12 protein-coding genes and 2 pseudogenes are annotated in these 15,325 nt (G+C 70.0%); 9 read left to right on the top strand and 5 right to left on the bottom strand.

Annotated elements, in window-relative coordinates; all coding sequences use genetic code 11:
- Together ACN6LD_RS17740 and ACN6LD_RS17735 are read right to left on the bottom strand one after the other, a co-directional pair.
- Nucleotides 1-110: pseudogene (locus ACN6LD_RS17740) on the bottom strand (IS5/IS1182 family transposase); the annotation flags it as partial.
- Between the two features lie 215 nt (nt 111-325).
- Nucleotides 326-1,525, bottom strand: coding sequence for a PAS domain-containing protein (locus tag ACN6LD_RS17735; protein WP_445043679.1), 1,200 nt, complete (start codon nt 1,523-1,525; stop codon nt 326-328).
- A 382-nt stretch (nt 1,526-1,907) separates the two neighbouring features.
- Here ACN6LD_RS17735 and ACN6LD_RS17730 point away from each other — a divergent pair, with 382 nt between their 5' ends.
- The 4 genes from ACN6LD_RS17730 to ACN6LD_RS17715 all read left to right on the top strand — a co-directional run bounded on the left by ACN6LD_RS17730 (nt 1,908) and on the right by ACN6LD_RS17715 (nt 7,017).
- A complete protein-coding gene (locus tag ACN6LD_RS17730; RefSeq protein WP_445043678.1) occupies nt 1,908-3,281 on the top strand; it encodes an ATP-grasp domain-containing protein in 1,374 nt (457 codons plus the stop codon).
- Entirely contained in the window at nt 3,278-5,284 is a 2,007-nt protein-coding gene (locus ACN6LD_RS17725) for a PEP/pyruvate-binding domain-containing protein (protein ID WP_319196849.1), read from the top strand. Before ACN6LD_RS17730 ends, ACN6LD_RS17725 begins: the two co-directional genes overlap by 4 nt.
- A complete protein-coding gene (locus ACN6LD_RS17720) occupies nt 5,281-6,756 on the top strand; it encodes an MFS transporter (protein WP_445043677.1) in 1,476 nt (491 codons plus the stop codon). The genes ACN6LD_RS17725 and ACN6LD_RS17720 overlap by 4 nt, the downstream gene beginning before the upstream one ends.
- 129 nt (nt 6,757-6,885) lie before the next feature.
- Nucleotides 6,886-7,017, top strand: a complete 132-nt coding sequence (locus ACN6LD_RS17715) for a hypothetical protein (protein WP_445043676.1) — start codon at nt 6,886-6,888, stop codon at nt 7,015-7,017.
- On the opposite strand, the gene ACN6LD_RS17710 is transcribed toward ACN6LD_RS17715, so the two are convergent.
- The gene (locus ACN6LD_RS17710) at nt 7,014-7,646 is read right to left on the bottom strand and encodes a hypothetical protein (protein ID WP_445043675.1); all 633 of its coding nucleotides are present in this window, start codon (nt 7,644-7,646) and stop codon (nt 7,014-7,016) included. The two genes, ACN6LD_RS17715 and ACN6LD_RS17710, sit on opposite strands and share 4 nt — an antisense overlap.
- 404 nt (nt 7,647-8,050) lie before the next feature.
- Nucleotides 8,051-8,902 carry a class I SAM-dependent methyltransferase gene (locus tag ACN6LD_RS17705; protein ID WP_445043674.1) on the bottom strand — a complete coding sequence of 284 codons (852 nt, stop codon included), beginning with the start codon at nt 8,900-8,902 and terminating at the stop codon, nt 8,051-8,053.
- 564 nt (nt 8,903-9,466) lie between these two features.
- Here ACN6LD_RS17705 and ACN6LD_RS17700 point away from each other — a divergent pair.
- Entirely contained in the window at nt 9,467-10,585 is a 1,119-nt protein-coding gene (locus tag ACN6LD_RS17700; protein WP_445043673.1) for a glycoside hydrolase family 5 protein, read from the top strand.
- A 349-nt stretch (nt 10,586-10,934) separates the two neighbouring features.
- On the opposite strand, the gene ACN6LD_RS17695 is transcribed toward ACN6LD_RS17700, so the two are convergent.
- On the bottom strand, nt 10,935-11,390 hold the full coding sequence (locus ACN6LD_RS17695; RefSeq protein WP_319198075.1) for a helix-turn-helix domain-containing protein: 456 nt from the start codon (nt 11,388-11,390) through the stop codon (nt 10,935-10,937).
- Nucleotides 11,391-11,566: 176 nt separating this feature from the next.
- On the opposite strand from ACN6LD_RS17695, the gene ACN6LD_RS17690 reads away from it, so the two are divergent.
- From ACN6LD_RS17690 to ACN6LD_RS17675, 4 genes and pseudogenes are all read left to right on the top strand, one after another.
- On the top strand, nt 11,567-13,087 hold the full coding sequence (locus ACN6LD_RS17690; RefSeq protein WP_445043672.1) for a DHA2 family efflux MFS transporter permease subunit: 1,521 nt from the start codon (nt 11,567-11,569) through the stop codon (nt 13,085-13,087).
- 153 nt (nt 13,088-13,240) lie between these two features.
- Nucleotides 13,241-13,813: a dihydrofolate reductase family protein gene (locus ACN6LD_RS17685; protein ID WP_445043671.1), complete on the top strand. Its 573-nt coding sequence runs from the start codon at nt 13,241-13,243 to the stop codon at nt 13,811-13,813.
- 138 nt (nt 13,814-13,951) lie between these two features.
- Nucleotides 13,952-14,604, top strand: a pseudogene (locus ACN6LD_RS17680) (IS5 family transposase); the annotation flags it as partial.
- An 87-nt stretch (nt 14,605-14,691) separates the two neighbouring features.
- Nucleotides 14,692-15,288, top strand: coding sequence for a hypothetical protein (locus ACN6LD_RS17675; protein ID WP_445043670.1), 597 nt, complete (start codon nt 14,692-14,694; stop codon nt 15,286-15,288).
- Nucleotides 15,289-15,325 lie beyond the last annotated feature (37 nt).

Here is a 15,325-nt window from a genome sequence, read left to right as displayed (position 1 = left end):
TGGGACGGACGGAGCTTGCAGCGCCGGTCGCCCTCACGGGTGACGATCAGCATGGCCACCCACTCCACGAGTGCATGCGGCAGGTCGAGTGCGGCAGGATGGATGACCAACGAGGCCCCCGAGCAACGTGATTGAGACGTCAGACATCTCGATCAACAGCCCGGGGGCCTCGCTCGTTGCGCTCACGGCTCATCACCCGATCGGTGGCCAACTCGAAGAAGCTCACTGATGCCACGGTCGGACCCGCAGCGGCGCCGCCGGGCTGCTTCGGCGCCCTCGAACGCAGCTCACGCGAGTCTTCCCGCCCGGTGACGGCCCCCGGAGGTCAGGCGGTGCTGAGGGGATGGGCCGCGGTGGCCGAGCGTGGCGGCCAGGCGTGGGGGGCGAGTATGCCGAGGACGTACGCGCGGGCCACGAGGGCCGGACGGGTCGCGGCGCCCAGCAGGTGGCGCAGACGGCTGAGGTGGTAGTCGAGCGTCTGCCGCGACAGCTTCAGCGAGGCGGCTATGTCGCTGTTGCTGCTGCCCTGCGCCAACAGCGACAGGATGCGGATCTGGGCGGCGGTCAACGGTGGATGCGCCTCGTGGGCGAGGCTCTGGTGGGTGATCACGGCCCAGACGTGCCGTGCCCGGCTGGCGGAATGGCCGATAGTCGTCAGGTGGAGCTCCGCCCGCCGCTGCAGTCCAAGGGCGTCGACGAGCACGGCGGTGGTCTCGACACGTCTGGTGCGGCGGGCTATCAGGCTGTTCCAGCGGCGGTGCAGCCGGTCGAGTTCAGGACCCGGTTCAGGGGCCAGCAGCGTATGGGCGCGACGGCCCACCAGGTCGGTCAGGCCGAGGTGGAAGAGTTCGGCGGCCGCCACACTCGCCTCGATCACCCGCCCGTTCGCCGACAACAGGGCGCAGGGAAGCCCGCTGTGGTCACGCAGGGCGCTGAGGTTCTCCTCGGCCTCCTGGCGCTGCGCCGTGGCCCGCAGGTGGTCGGTGATGTCCACGTAGATGCCGGCGATGCACGAACGCGACTGTTCCCGCACCGGGAAGCGGTGGCCGACGGCGCGCCCCGTGGTGCCGTCCTGTCGCACGTAGCGGAGGGTGTGGCGGACGGGCGTGCCCCGGGTGAGTATCTGCTGGTCCAGGGCCCGGAACCGGTCGGCCTCGGCCGGAGTGTCGAAGTCCTCGATGTATCTGCCGACCAGTTGCTGCGGCACGGTGCCGTAGAGGTGTGCGTAGGCGTGGTTGGCCCACAGGTAGCGCCCGTCGCCGTCCCGGATGAAGGCAGCGGCCGGAGCGAGGTCCACCAGGTCCGCGAAGGCGGCGTGGCCGGGCGCCACCGCGGGCCCTGCTTCCCGCCGTCGGTCCGGGGCGCGCTGTGAGCCGCCCGGGTCGGCGAGACCGCCGGTGCCGTCCCACTCGCCTGTCTGCGAAATCTCTTCGGCGTCCCTCTTCTCCGCCTGCCACACCTCGTCGACTTCCCTGCAGGACGCCGGAAGGTTCTCGAGCAGTGTCTTGAAGCTTGGGTCGCCCACAACGGTCTCCGTCCGTATAGGACTGGCTGACGCACAGTCACCCGACGTTGGATATCCCGCCCGATACAGCACAAGCTCCATTCCCGGCCGAGTTGCCGGAAATGAACGGCGGGTCCACCGCCCGGCCGCCCGGCCGCCCGGCCGGGAATCCGGGAATCCGGGAATCCGGTGACGAAAGCCTGCGAATCACCCCCGCGACTCAGGCATTTGCCTGAGTCGCGAGCGCCCTCTGCGGCGATACGGACGGTTACAGCCTGGTCCCCTGGAGTGTGCGGGCGGACTCGCCGGACGCCGTTCCCCCGCACACGTTCCCCGGGCCGGTCACCGCACCACCGGTGCCGTTGACGGCCCTTGCCGACCAGATGAACGGAGACGAATTTCTGTGAGCACGGTGCTGTTGGTGCATGCCAAGGGTGGTCCGCCGCTCGGCCATGTCCTGTCCCGGACGGCTGCGAGGGCGGACGTGCACCTGCTGGCGCTCAGCGCTCTTCCCCCCGCCGTGGCGGGCGCCGCCGCGAGACTGTGCGCCTCGCTCACCACCCCGGACGACGCGGGCCGCTCCGACCTGGTCTCCCTGATCGTCTCGCGTGCCCGGGAGGTGGGCGCGAAAGCTGTGATCACCTTCTCCGAGTACGCGGTCGTCGCGGTCGCCGAGGCCTGCGAGGAGCTCGGCCTGCCGGGCGCGGGCGCAGCCGCCGCACTCGCGCGCGACAAGCGGCTGATGCGCAGCGCCTGGCAGCGGAGCGGCCTGCCGCAGCCCGCGTTCCGCCCCGTCGCCACGGAGGCGGATCTGCAGGCGGCGGTGAACTCCCTGTCCTGTCCGCTGCTGCTCAAGGCGGCCTGGAGCGCGGGATCCACCGCCCACCAGATCATCGCCTCGCCCGTCGAGGCGTCCGCCGCCTGGGCCCGCTCGCGCCAGGTCATGGCGGAGTCCGCACAGTTGGGATACGCGGAGCTGCATGTCGCCGAGGCGGATGCCGACTTCGTGGTCGAGGAGATCGTCAGCGGCACGGCGGCGGACTGGTTCGCCGAGTCCGGCTGGGGCGACTACCTCAGCGTCGAGGGCGTCGTGGCGGACGGTGTGTTCCACCCCGTCTGCCTCAGCGGCCGGATGCCCACCATCGAGCCCTTCACCGAGCGCGCCGGCATCACCCCCGCCCTGCTTTCGCCCGACGCGCAGGACCGCGTCGTGGACCTGGCGCGCCGCGCCGTCGACGCGCTGGGCCTGCGCGACTGCGGGACGCACACGGAGATCAAGCTCGGGCCCGACGGCAGCATGTGGCTCATCGAGACCGCCGCCCGGTTCGGCGGCGCGATGACGGTGCCGCAGATCGAGGAGGTCTTCGAACTGGACCTGGTGGGCATGCTCGTCGACCACCTGCTGGGACGCCCGGTCGCCTGGCCGGAGCAGGCCCTGACACCGGCGCAGGCCCGGGGTGCGGCGGGTTCCCTCGTCGTCCTCGCGGTCGACGGCCGCGGCGAGGCCTGGCAGGACCGCAAGGTGTGGGACTTCCCCGTGGTCGCGTCGGGCGTCCCGCTGAGCCCGGGCAGCGAGCTGTCGGTGGTGGCGGAGAGTTCCCTGCCCGACGGCAGCGTCGTGCCGGTCTACGACCCTGCCGCGGGGGCCAACACCATGGCGGCTCTGTGCCTGCTCTCCGCCGCCGACCCGCGGACGGTGCTGCGGGACTTCGAGACGCTGGTGGACGCCCTCCCCCGGGTGCTGCCCGCTGCGCAGTCCGAGGAGGTCCCCGCATGAGCACCCGTCCGGCCACCGGCGCCGCCGAGCCCGCCACGGACCGCACGGTCGTCGGCGAGAACCTCTCCCTGGCCCTCTTCCGGACGCTCTCGGGCGTCCTGGCAGGTCACCCCTACCTCAAGGTCGTCGTCGACCGGGCGGAGAACACCTGGCACCTGCTCGACACGGGCGTGCACCCCTTCCACGTGAACTACGTCGCCACCCGGGTGCTGGGGATGGACCTGGCCGCGCTGGACGCGGAGCTGGACGCGTTCAACGCCTCCGTCTACACCGATCCCGAGCGCCGTTTCCTGCTCGGTGTGCTGTCCCTGCACACCGAGCAGGAGGACGGCAGGGAGCGGCCGTTCCTCGTCCTGGAGACGACCGAGGCCGACACCATGCAGGGCGAACTGCTCGCGTTTTTCTACGAGTTCGTCCGGGCCCGGGTCGACAGCAGGCTGCCGCTGCTGCTCAAGCCCGCCAACCACGGGCAGGAGGAGGGGCTGTCGGCGATCAGCGAACAGCGGGTGCCCCGCATCCTGGGCCATGAGCTGTTCGGTTCCCGGGAGCGCACACCGCTGAATCCCGGTGAGGCCACCGGGCGGCTGCGCTTCTTCCGGACGGCCGAGGAGTACACGGCGGCGGAATCCGGCCTGGGCTGGGCCGACATCGTGGCCATGCCGTGCCTGCCCGACGACGTACCGCGCGTCGCCGGCTTCATCAACACCGCACCGATCACGCCGCTTTCCCACACCAACGTCCTCGCTTCCGGCTGGGGCATTCCCAACGCGATCGTCCGCGACCTGGAGCAACTCGTCGACAAGGACGGCCTCGACGACGCGTGGGTGCGATACCGGGTCGGCGAGGACGACATATCCCTGCAACGCCTCGACCACGAACCGGACCTGCGGGCGCCGGCCTGGCACCAGCAGCGCATTCGTCTCGAGCCGCCGCTGCTCGAGGACGCTCCCGTACTGTCCCTGCACCGGCTGCGCAGTGCGGACCGCGACCGCTACGGCACGAAGGCGGCCAACCTCGGCGAGCTGCACCACGTCCTCGACAGCCGCACGGTGGACCTGACCTCGTTCTACGGCCGGCCCCGTCCGCCGCGCGAGGACCTCTACGGCCACCTCGCCACCCGCCTCGGCCTCACTGCCTTCACCACCGATCAACTCCGCGCCAAGGCAGCCGAGTTCGTCGCCGAGGCCGTCGGCGCCCCGGAGGGCGTCGCACTGCCCTTCGCTCTCCAGCAGCGGTTTCTCGCCTCTTCTCCGGCCCTCCAGCAGGGCATCGGCAAACTGAAGATGGCACTCGAACTCGACGCCACCGACGTCCTCGACTCGCTGTGCCTGCAGCTGCAGCACCTGATCCGGCACACCCCCGTCCCCGAGTCGGTCACCCGGCAGATCGGCCAGGCCTTCCCCGCCGCGGCGGCCCCGCGCGGACGGCTGGTGGTGCGCTCCTCCTCCAATGCCGAGGACCTCCCCGGGTTCTCCGCGGCGGGCGTCTACGACTCCGTCACCACCGTCCAGGGCACCGGTGAACTCCTCGACGCCGTTCGCCAGGTGTGGGCCTCCCTCGTGTCGCCCCGCAGCGTGCGACTGCGCCACCAGGTCGGCATCTCCCTCGACGACACCTACATGGGTGTGATCGTCCAGGAGTACGTGCCCGCCTCCCTGGGCGGCGTCCTCGTGACCTGCAACCCGACCCGCCGGGAGGACTTCCGCAACGTCTACCTCAACTGTTCCCCGGGCTCGCCCGAGCAGGTGGTCGACGGCACGGTGCTGCCGCAGCAGTACCTGTACAACACCGTGGAGGGCGGCGGCCGTACCGTCGCGCTGGGCTCGTGGGATCAGGGGCTGTCCGCCGCCGTCCGCGCCCGGCTGGCCGACCTGTCCCTGACCGGACGACTACTGCAGTCCCACTTCAGCGCAACCGACGTGGACAAGCCCCTCGACATCGAGTGGCTGATGACCGAGCAGGGCGATTTCCGCCTGGTCCAGATCCGCCCCTACGCGCTGTGAGGGCGCGTCCCCGCCGGGCGCGCCCCGGCACAGGAGCGACCACGGGCCTGACCGACACCGCCCGCCGGATCATCCGGCTCAACTACGGCTTCCAGCTGCTGTTCAATTTGCTGTGGTGGATGCCGGTGTTCTACGCCTATCAGAAGGCGGCCGGCCTCTCGGACGGGCAGATCTTCGGCATCCAGAGCATCTACTACGTGGCCTTCTGCCTGCTGGAGATCCCGACCGGCCTGATCGCCGACCGGATCGGCACCCGCAACTGCCTGCGCGCCGGCGCGGTCGTGATGACGGCCGCGAACCTGGCCCCGGTGGTCAGCGCCTCCTACACGGGGTTCCTGATCCACTTCCTGGCCATCGCCGCCGGCCGCTCGCTCACCTCGGGCGCGGCGAGCGCCTACCTGTACGACGGCCTTCGGGCGGAACGGTGCGACGAGCACTACCTTCGGGCGGAAGGCACCGCGCGGGCACTGGGGCTGGCGGCGAAGGTGGTGTGCTGGCCGCTGGTAGGGCCGCTGATGGCACTCTCGCACCCGGCCCCGTACGTGCTCAGCGCGGCGAGTGCGGCAGGCTCCCTCGTCTGCGCGGTGCTGCTGCCCCGACTCGTGGGGCCGGAAGCCGGAGCGGACACGGTCCGGACTGACGGCGGGCGCCGGGGCGGCGCCTTCCTGCGGGACGCGGGGACCGCACTGCGCTGCGTCGCCTCCTCGCCGTGGCTGGCCCTGGTGATGGTGCAGGGCGTGGCGGTCTTCACGCTGTCGCGCATCTGCCAGGTCAACCTCTTCCAGCCGATCCTGCTGGACCACGGCATCGGCGAGACCTCGCACGGCGGGGTGCTGGCCGCGATGACCGTGGCGGAGGCGGTGGCGTCCGCGCGGCCCCAATGGCTCAGCCGCAGACTGCCGCCGGTCGCCTGGGTGTCCGTCCTCAGTCTCGCGCTGGCGGGCACGCTGGCGGCCATGACCCTCGGCGGGCCGTGGACCGTCGTCGCGCTGCTCTGCCTGTTCGCCGCCGCCACCGGGTTCGCCTTCCCGGTCCAACGCAAACTGGTCAACGACGCGATTCCCGCGCACGCACCGCGTGCCACCCTGCTGTCGGTGGAGAGCATCGTGGACCGCGCGGTGTGCGCCCTGGCCGCGATCGCCGCGGGCGCATACCTGTCGGCCGGGCATCTGGACGCCCTGCTGTGGCACAGCGCGCTGGCCACGGCGGTTCTGCTCGCGGTCTTCCAACTGCTGCTGCGCAGCGGGGTGGTCGCCCGCGGGGGCGGGGATCGGGACAGGGATCGGGCGGTGCCGCCGCAAGCGGGCGGCCGCACGGAATCCGGTGGCACGGAATCCGGTGGCACGGCATCCGGTGGCACGGCATCGGCGGAGGCGGGCGACGGTGCAACGGACCTGGCGGACACGGGGGACGCCGGCCGAAAGGAGGCCCTCGAACCGGACCGGGCCTCGCGAGGACCACGAACGCCCTGACGACCGGACGGATCGGGTGGATCGGGTGGATCGGGTGGATCGGGTGGATCGGGTGGATCGGGTGGATCGGGTGGATCGGACCCAGCACGCCACCGGGCCACCGGGCCACCGCCAGATCAGCCGATATCCGTGACGCAGGCACCGGTCCGTCGTCGTGAGCACCGGATGCGGGTGTGCGACGACAGCCGGTCCGTGCTGCGGCTGCGGCTGCGGGTGCGGCTGCGGCTGCGGCTGCGGCTGCGGCTGCGGCGTTCAAGCTAGCGACGGCCGAGGAGTTCGATCAGACCCGCCGGCAGGAACGCGGGCCGGTACGGCAGTCCGACCTGGTACGACAGGAAGCCCAGCGAGGAGGCCACGGACACCTCCTGGGCCGTCTCCGCCTGGTAGACGACCCGGCAGCCGGCCGAGTCCCCCTTGGCGCGCTGCCACAGGACCGGGGACGGCTTGCGTTCGGCCTCAGTGCGCGGCGTACGGATCCGGTCGCCGAAGTCTGCCCAGGCGAAGGCCGCCGGACCCCGCCACGTCGCGTCGACCTCCGTCCGCAGTCGGGCGGCGCGCTCCCCGTCGGTCGCGCCCCAGGAGGGCGGGACATTGGTGATCAGCCCTACCCTGACGTGGCGTTCCCGCAGGGTCCGCAGATACGAGGCCGCCCCGGGCAGGTATGTGGTGCTGCCGTCGGCGGCGGTGTGCACGAGGGTCTCCCCCAGGTCGAAGTACACGACGGGACATGCCCGTTCGCCGTGCGCGGCCAGGGTGGCGACCGCACCCTGGCCCCTCTCGGCCGCTTCGGGAGCAGCTGCGGTCGCCGGCGTGCAGAGCACCGTGGACACCAGGGCCGCGGCCAGCGCAAGGCCCAGGCGGGTCGAACTGTCGTAGGCGGATCCGTTCATGTGCACCTTCCCCTCAATGTCATAGACATGACACGCTACCGAGCCTGCGACGGCCGGTGGGCGCAATGGCCTCGGTCACCTGGTTCCGACAGCCGGGCGGACGCCGCCGGTACCCGCGGCAGACGGTCCGCCCTGCTCCGGCGCCGGGGGAGGCAGCCCGGACGGATGAGGTCGGCAAGCGCCTGTTCGACCATGCCGGGCAGTCGCCGCCGTACAGCGGCACGGTCTCCGACCATCCGGGCCGCCGGGACCGGTACGGCAACCCGAACCGCACCTGTCCAACCCGACCGCGCCCGTCCAGCCCAGGGCCGGCCGACAAGCGACGAAGCTTCGCGAACGACAGGCGGAGCTTCGCAGACTGCCCTACGTCTGTGTTCCCGGACAAGCGATGGCGGGGTTCGTCTTCACCGGCGAACCGCCGAGATCAGTCCGCCGGGCCGTTCCTCGCGCCGCGGCGGGGTGTCGATCGGGCGTCCGTAGGCGGCAGCGCGTTCGCGCAAGGTGTGGCAGTCGGCCTCCCAGCCGTACCCGGCCAGCCGGCCCACCGGGTCGTCGGGCATCTCCGAGAGCCACATGGACGCCGCCGATCCCGGAACGGCGTCCGCGGCGAACCGCTCGATCACACCGCGCGAGCCCCACGTCAGCCCCATCCGACTGCCGGCCGCCGACTGCGCGCTGATCCGGGCCAACAGCAGTTCCACCGCGTCCTCGGGCAGATAGATCAGCAGTCCTTCAGCGATCCATACGGTCGGCTCCGCAGGGTCGTGCCCTGCGGCGGCCAGCGCGCCGGGCCAGTCCTCACGCAGATCCATCGCGACGGTGATCCGCTCGCAGCTTGCGACGGCCCGCTCATGGCGCAGTACTGAAGCCTTGAAGTCCAGTGGCGCGGCCGTGTCGACCTCGAACAGACGGGTGCCCTCGGGCCAGTCCATCCGGAAGGCCCTGCTGTCCATGCCGGCGCCGAGCAGCACGACCTGCCGGACTCCGGACGCGGAGGCCTGCCGCAACAGGTCGTCGAGGAACTTCGTCCTGATGACGACAGAGAACGACACGGCCAACCGACGGCGTCGCGCGGACTCGTCATCGGTCGACGGCGGAGAGGAGGGCCACAGACCGCCGGCGGCGGCGAAGGCCTGTGCCAGTGGGTCGCGGAACAGCGCGTCCTCCCGCTCGCTCTCCAACGCCCGCACCCTGGCCACGCCCACCGCCGTGGCCCACACCCCCGACGGCTCCACCCGCTCCCACTGATCGGCCATCAGACCACCCTAGACGATCGATTCCAAGAGGCCTGATGAGGCCTGATGAGGCCTGATGAGGCCTGATGAGGCCTGACGAGGTTTGATGCCGGGAGCCGGCTCCGTGTACGGCCGGCCGGTCATGCGTACCGACCGGCTACGACCACCAAGGCCGTTGAAGCGGTGGGGGATGGTGGGGGGTGGACACCTGGCAAAACATCTCCAGACCCGAGCGGGCTGCCGGGGCCTGTCCGACCCACCCCCCATAGCCGCGAGTCCCTCACGATCTCCGTCCGGCCCATGACACCGCACCGTATCCCGAACCACTGACACCCCGGCCGGCCCGCAGTACTACGTGCAGCTGTCGGGTGGCGCCCAAAGGTCCTTCTCCCCGGACCGCGACGGCTTGCGGATCACCTGGAACAATCACTCCGCCCATGCCACCCGGCCATGACTGCCACTCCTGCGGGAGCACGTGACAACCATGGCGTCCGCTTTCCGCTGAGCAACCTCGCACCCCCGACTCCCCAGGCGTGAGGCGCATAGGGGATGCGCTCCACGCACCACCCCCCATCGGGAGACACGATGAGAGTTCGTCACTCCACTTCTGGAAGCCGCTGGACAGCAGGCGTTCTCGCCCTGCTGACGGCCTTGATCGGGGCGCTGCTCGTGCCCGAGCCGGTGTCCGCGGCAGAGGCCGCCCGCACAACATCCGTCACCGGGCATGCCGTCTCGGTTTCCGCGTTGCCCACCAGGCTGCGCGGAGTCAACCGCTCCGGCACCGAGTTCATGTGCGTGCAGAACCGCGGCATCTTCGACGGCCCCGCCGACAGCGCCTCGATCCAGGCGATCAAGAACTGGCAGGCCAATGTCGTCCGCGTTCCGCTCAACGAGGACTGCTGGCTCGGCATCAACGGCGTCAACTCGGCCTACAGCGGCGCCAACTACCGTAACGCCGTCTCCGAATACGTCTCCCGGCTCCGCCAGGCCGGCCTGTTCGTCATCCTCGAACTGCACTGGAGCAGCGGTGTCCACATAGGCATCGGCTCCAGTTGCTGGGCGTATGCCTCGCAGTGCCAGAAGCCCATGCCCGACAGCGACCACACCCCGGACTTCTGGAAGTCGGTGGCCAGCACCTTCAAGAGCGACCAGGCCGTGGTCTTCGACCTGTTCAACGAGCCCTTCCCGAACCTGGTCATGTTCGACCACAACGCCTCGTGGAAGTGCTGGCGCGACGGCGGTTCCGCCTGCATCGGCTTTCTCTACTCCGTGGCCGGCATGCAGACTCTCATCAATGCCGTGCGGTCCACCGGGGCGACCAACCCCGTCATGGTCGGCGGCATCAACTACTCCAACGACCTGTCGGGGTGGCTGACGTACGCGCCCTCGGACCCGGCCGGGAAGCTCGTGGTGTCCTGGCACTCGTACAACTTCAACAGCTGCAACACCCAGAGCTGCTGGGACTCCCAGATCGCGCCCGTCGCCGCCCGCTATCCGCTGGTGGTCGGCGAGATCGGCCAGAACGACTGCGCCCACGGCTACATCGACACCCTCATGAACTGGCTGGACAGCCGAGATCTCGGCTACCTGGGCTGGACCTGGAACACCTGGGACTGCAAGTCCGGCCCGTCGCTCATCACCGACTACAACGGGACCCCGACCGCCTACGGCCAGGGACTCAAGAACCGCCTCGCCACCGGCTGACCGGACTGCGGGCGGAGGGCTGCTCCGGCAGACCGGAGCAGCCCGGCCCATCCGTACGACCCGCTGCGCGCGCCCCGACCGCACGACGACGCAGAAGGGTCGTGGAGAACCGACCAACCACCGCGCCGAGACCCCGCCACGCCCGAGCACAGAACTACGGCGGGGTCCCAAGCGCGATGAACACCGCCGCCGAACACTCGAGGTCACGGGGAGCCTCCGTCCGTCCGCCGCGCCGACGCCCGGCGCACGGCGACGCACCGCGTGCGCCGGCCTCCCCTCCCCCAGGGCCACTTCGGGCGGAGCGCACGCGTCACCGCCTGCACCCTCCCGCACCGCCCGTGCAGCCGCGTCAGCTCTGCCTGCGCCGCGACGCCTGCGGCGACAGATGCCGGGCCAGCGTGCCGAGCGCCTCGGTCACCTCTTTCACCGCCTCCGGATCGCCCCCGACCGCTTCGGCGAGCGCGCCGTCGATACCCGCCGCCCTCACCACGGCCATCCGGTCGGACGGGCTGGACACCTGACGCACCAGCAGGCGACGACGGTCGGCAGGATCGTTCTGGGTGACGACCGCCCCCGCCTCCTTCAAGCGGGCCACAGCGGTGGAGACCTGGCTCTGCGGAAGCCCGGTGCGGGCGGCGATCTCGCCGACGGCACTGTCAGGGTGGGCGGCCAGGTCACTCACCACGATGAGGACGGATCGCACGCCACCCCCGTACCGGGCCGCACCGCCCTCCGGCTCGGGCATGGCGCCCTCCCCGATCTTCATCAGGGTGCGCCCCAACAGGAACAGCTCGACTCCATCCACACCCGCACAGTACATCCACCTCGATACATCGGCCAGAGATGCATCCAGAATTAATGCATCACAAGAGATGCATCTCTATTGATGCATCTGAAAAGATGCGTTAGCGTGAGTGGACGACGCCCCGGCAGGCCGGGCGACGGATCCCCTACGACGGACGACGGATGAAGGAGCCTCTCGTGCGCAAGTGGCGCGGAAACCCCTGGGCGGTGCTGGTGACGCTCTCGCTCGGGTTCTTCATGACCCTGCTGGACCTGACGATCGTGAACATCGCGATCCCCGACATGATCAGCGGCCTCGGCGCCACGCTCGACCAGGCCCTGTGGGTGGTCAGCGGCTACGCCCTCGCCCTGTCGGTGTTCCTGATCACCGCAAGCAGACTGGGCGACCTGCGCGGCCCGCGCACCCTGTTCGCCGCCGGCCTCGTGGTGTTCACCCTGGCCAGCATCGCGTGCGGGCTCGCCCCCGGTGCGGCCGCGCTGATCGCCGCCCGCGCTGTACAGGGCCTCGGCGCGGCGCTGCTCGTGCCGCAGACGATGACGCTGATCGTGTCGGTGTTCCCGGCGGACCGGCGTGGCTCGGCGCTGGGGATCTGGGGCATGGTCGCAGGCGCGGCCACGCTCTGCGGCCCGACGGTGGGCGGCGTCCTCGTCTCCACCGTCGGCTGGCGCTGGATCTTCCTGGTGAACGTGCCGATCGGCATCGCGGCACTCGTCCTGACCTTCGCTGTCGTCCCCGACATCCGCCCCGCCCGCACCCACCGATTCGACCTGCCCGGCATGCTGCTGGCGACCGCCGCACTGTTCTGCCTCGCCTTCGGACTCCAGGAAGGCGAGCGGTACAACTGGGGTGCGGGCATCTGGGGTCTGATCGCCGCGGGCGCGGTGCTGGCCGGCATGTTCCTTCTGCACCAGCGCGGCACGCAGGAGCGAGAGCCTCTCGTCCCCTTCGCCCTCTTCAAGGACCGCAACTTCACCGTCATGACCGTGCTGGTCGGTCTCATCTCGGTGGCCATGCTGGGCCTTGTGCTGCCCTTCAACCTCTATCTGCAGTCCGTACTGCACATGAGCGCGATGAAAGCCGGCCTCGTCCTGGCACCGTCGTCCGTCGTGTCGATGGCTCTCGGCCCGTTCGCGGGACGCCTCGCCGACCGCATCGGCGGCAAATACCCGATCCTCGCCGGCCTCGCCCTGTACACCTGCGGCATCGTGGCCATCACTCTCATCGCCGGCCCCGCAACACCCTGGTACGCCTTCCTCCCCGGCACCCTCCTCACCGGACTCGGCATCGGCTGCACCGTCGCCCCCATGTCCGCCGAGGCCATGCGCCATGTCAAGCCACAGTTCGCAGGCGCGGCATCCGGCGTCAACAACACCGTCCGTCAGATCGGCTCGGTCATCGGCGCCGCCGCCGTCAGCGCCCTCCTTCAGGGCCGACTGGCCGCCGAACTCGCTACCGGCAAAACCTACTCGGCCGCCTTCCTCGCCACGCTGCACGTGACAGCAGCCCTGCCGATCGCGGTCCTCACAGCCGGGATGCTGGCGTGCCTCCTGATCCACAACCGCACCAAGTCCCGCGCCGAGCAGCCCGTCCCGCCCACCTCGCCCGCCCAGAACACCCCCACACCCGAGCCCACCACCGACCCGACGACCGACCCCACCCCACAGGCAGACCACCGTCCCGCTGCAGACCGGGTCTAGAGAGGCCGCCGGGAGGGACGGGCGACGGCCGATGAGTTTCTGCGCGATCCGCAGTCAGAGGCCATGGTCGGTGCGCCGCAACCGAGAGTGCGGCCGAGGCGTGCACCGACCGAAGCCGCCGAGAACCGCACACGAGACACCGAGGAACCAGAGATGCGTACCCTGATCAGCACCGCTTTCATCTCGCTCGACGGCGTCGTGGAGGCCCCGGGCCGCGAGCCCGGTTACCGGAACGCCGGGTGGACCTTCAAGGACATCGATTTCCTCCCCGAGGCGTACGAGATCAAGGGCCGGGAGCAGAAGGAAGCCACCGCGATGTTGATGGGCCGCATCAGCTACGAGGCGTTCAGCCCGGTGTGGCCCGACATGGAGGACTTCGCCGACTACAAGGTGATGCCGAAATACGTGGTCTCCAGCACCCTCACCGAGGACGACCTGGTGTCGAACTGGGGCGAGACGACGATCCTGCGCTCGCTCGACGACGTTGCCGCGCTGAAGGAGACCGAGGGCGGCCCGATCATCGTCCACGGCAGCGCCTCCCTGAGCCAGGCCCTCTCGGACGCCCGCCTGATCGACCGTTACCACCTCCTCGTCTTCCCGCTCCTGCTCGGGACGGGCAAGCGGCTCTTCAGCACCACGGACAAGGACACCCAGAAGCTCAAGCTCGTCGAGCACGAGGTCTACGCCAACGGACTGCAGAAGAACGTCTTCGACGTTGTCCGCTGACAGGGTTCCCGCATTCGCTCTGCCGTCGCGTCCCCGAGCCACGGTCCGTCGTCAAAGATCATCGAGTGGTGAATCACGGTGAGGCGATACGTCGCCATGAACTCAGCGCTCAGGAGTGGGAGTCACTCGCTCCCCTGAGGCTGCACATGGCGGCAGCTGCCGCCGGTGTTCGGCCCCGCCTGGCCCACGGTCTACCGCCGGTTCGCCCAGTGGAGCCGGGACCGGGTCTGGGCGAAGCGCTACCGCGTGATCCTCGACGAGCTCGGTGCGCGGGGCGAGCTGGACTGGTCGCGGTGCGCGATCGACTCCGTCAGTCTGCGGGCGGCAAAAGGGGGCCACTGACGGGACCGAATCCGACCGACCGCGGCAAACTTGGATTGAAGATCCACCTGATCTGCGACCGGAATGGACTGCCGCTGTCCCTGGGCATCTCGGCTGCGAACCTGCACGGCAGCCAGGGCCTGGAACCGCTCGTGCGCGGCATCCTGCCCATCCGATCCCGCCGCGGACCCCGGCGCCGGCGGCCAGCGAAACTGCACGCGGACAAGGGCTACGACTACGACCACCTGCGCCGATTGCTCCGTCAGCGGGGCATCCGCCACCGCATCGCACGCAAGGGCGTCGAGTCCTCACAGCGGCTGGGCCGACATCGCGGGGTGGTCGAAAGAACCGTGTCGTGGCTGGCAGGCTGCCGACGGCTCCACCGCCGCTACGAACACAAAACCGAACACTTCCTCGCCTTCGTCAGCACAGCCGCAACCCTCATCGGCTACCGCCGACTGATCCGGTGAGCCAGTCGGTCGGGAGCAACAGTCGGCCGGCGCCGGTGGTGTCAGTGACAGCTCGTAGGGTGCGTTGGTATTCGACGAGGAGGTTCCATGGGCTTTTCCGGTCATCTGGTCTTTGCGTGCAGCGAACGCCCACTGCTGAAAGCACCCCTGTTCGACAGCATCGGGCCAGGGCTGAGGGACGACGTGCACGAGTGGCAGCCGCGACCTGGCGGCTGGCAGACTCTGCAGTTGGAACAAGGCATCTGGGAGGACGAGCACCTGTCCGCCTTGGTCGAGTGGTCGGGTACGCCGGCCTGCGTCGCCGATGTCTCCGACAGCAGCGTCGCCCTCGTGACCGGCCTGGACACCAACGGGCACCGCTGGCAGGCATGGCTCAACCTGGACAACGCCGCGGGCCTTCTCATTGAGGTACCTGAGGACGTGGACGACGTGAGCCTGTGGATAGCCACCCCGGAGTTCAAAGAGGCCATCGGACACAAGCGTGCAGAGCTCGATGCGGAGGTGCCGACCGACGCCGAAGGTGCTCTCGTATGGGCCTCAGCAGCTGGTGTCCAGATCGCGGCGCAGCAGTCTCGGATCGAGGAGCTGCTGCAAGTACAGCAGACCTTCGTGGAGGAGCTGTTCGACGCGCTGCTGGACGAACTGGGCTTCCCTGAAGCTGTCCACTCCGCACCGCAGCCATAAGAATCGACGTCTTATTGTGCGGTGGCCTCGACGGTGT

It is taken from the genome of Streptomyces sp. SAS_272 (genome assembly GCF_052543235.1).
Note: the sequence above shows the minus strand (reverse complement) of the source record. Positions and strands in the feature narration are given on the sequence as shown.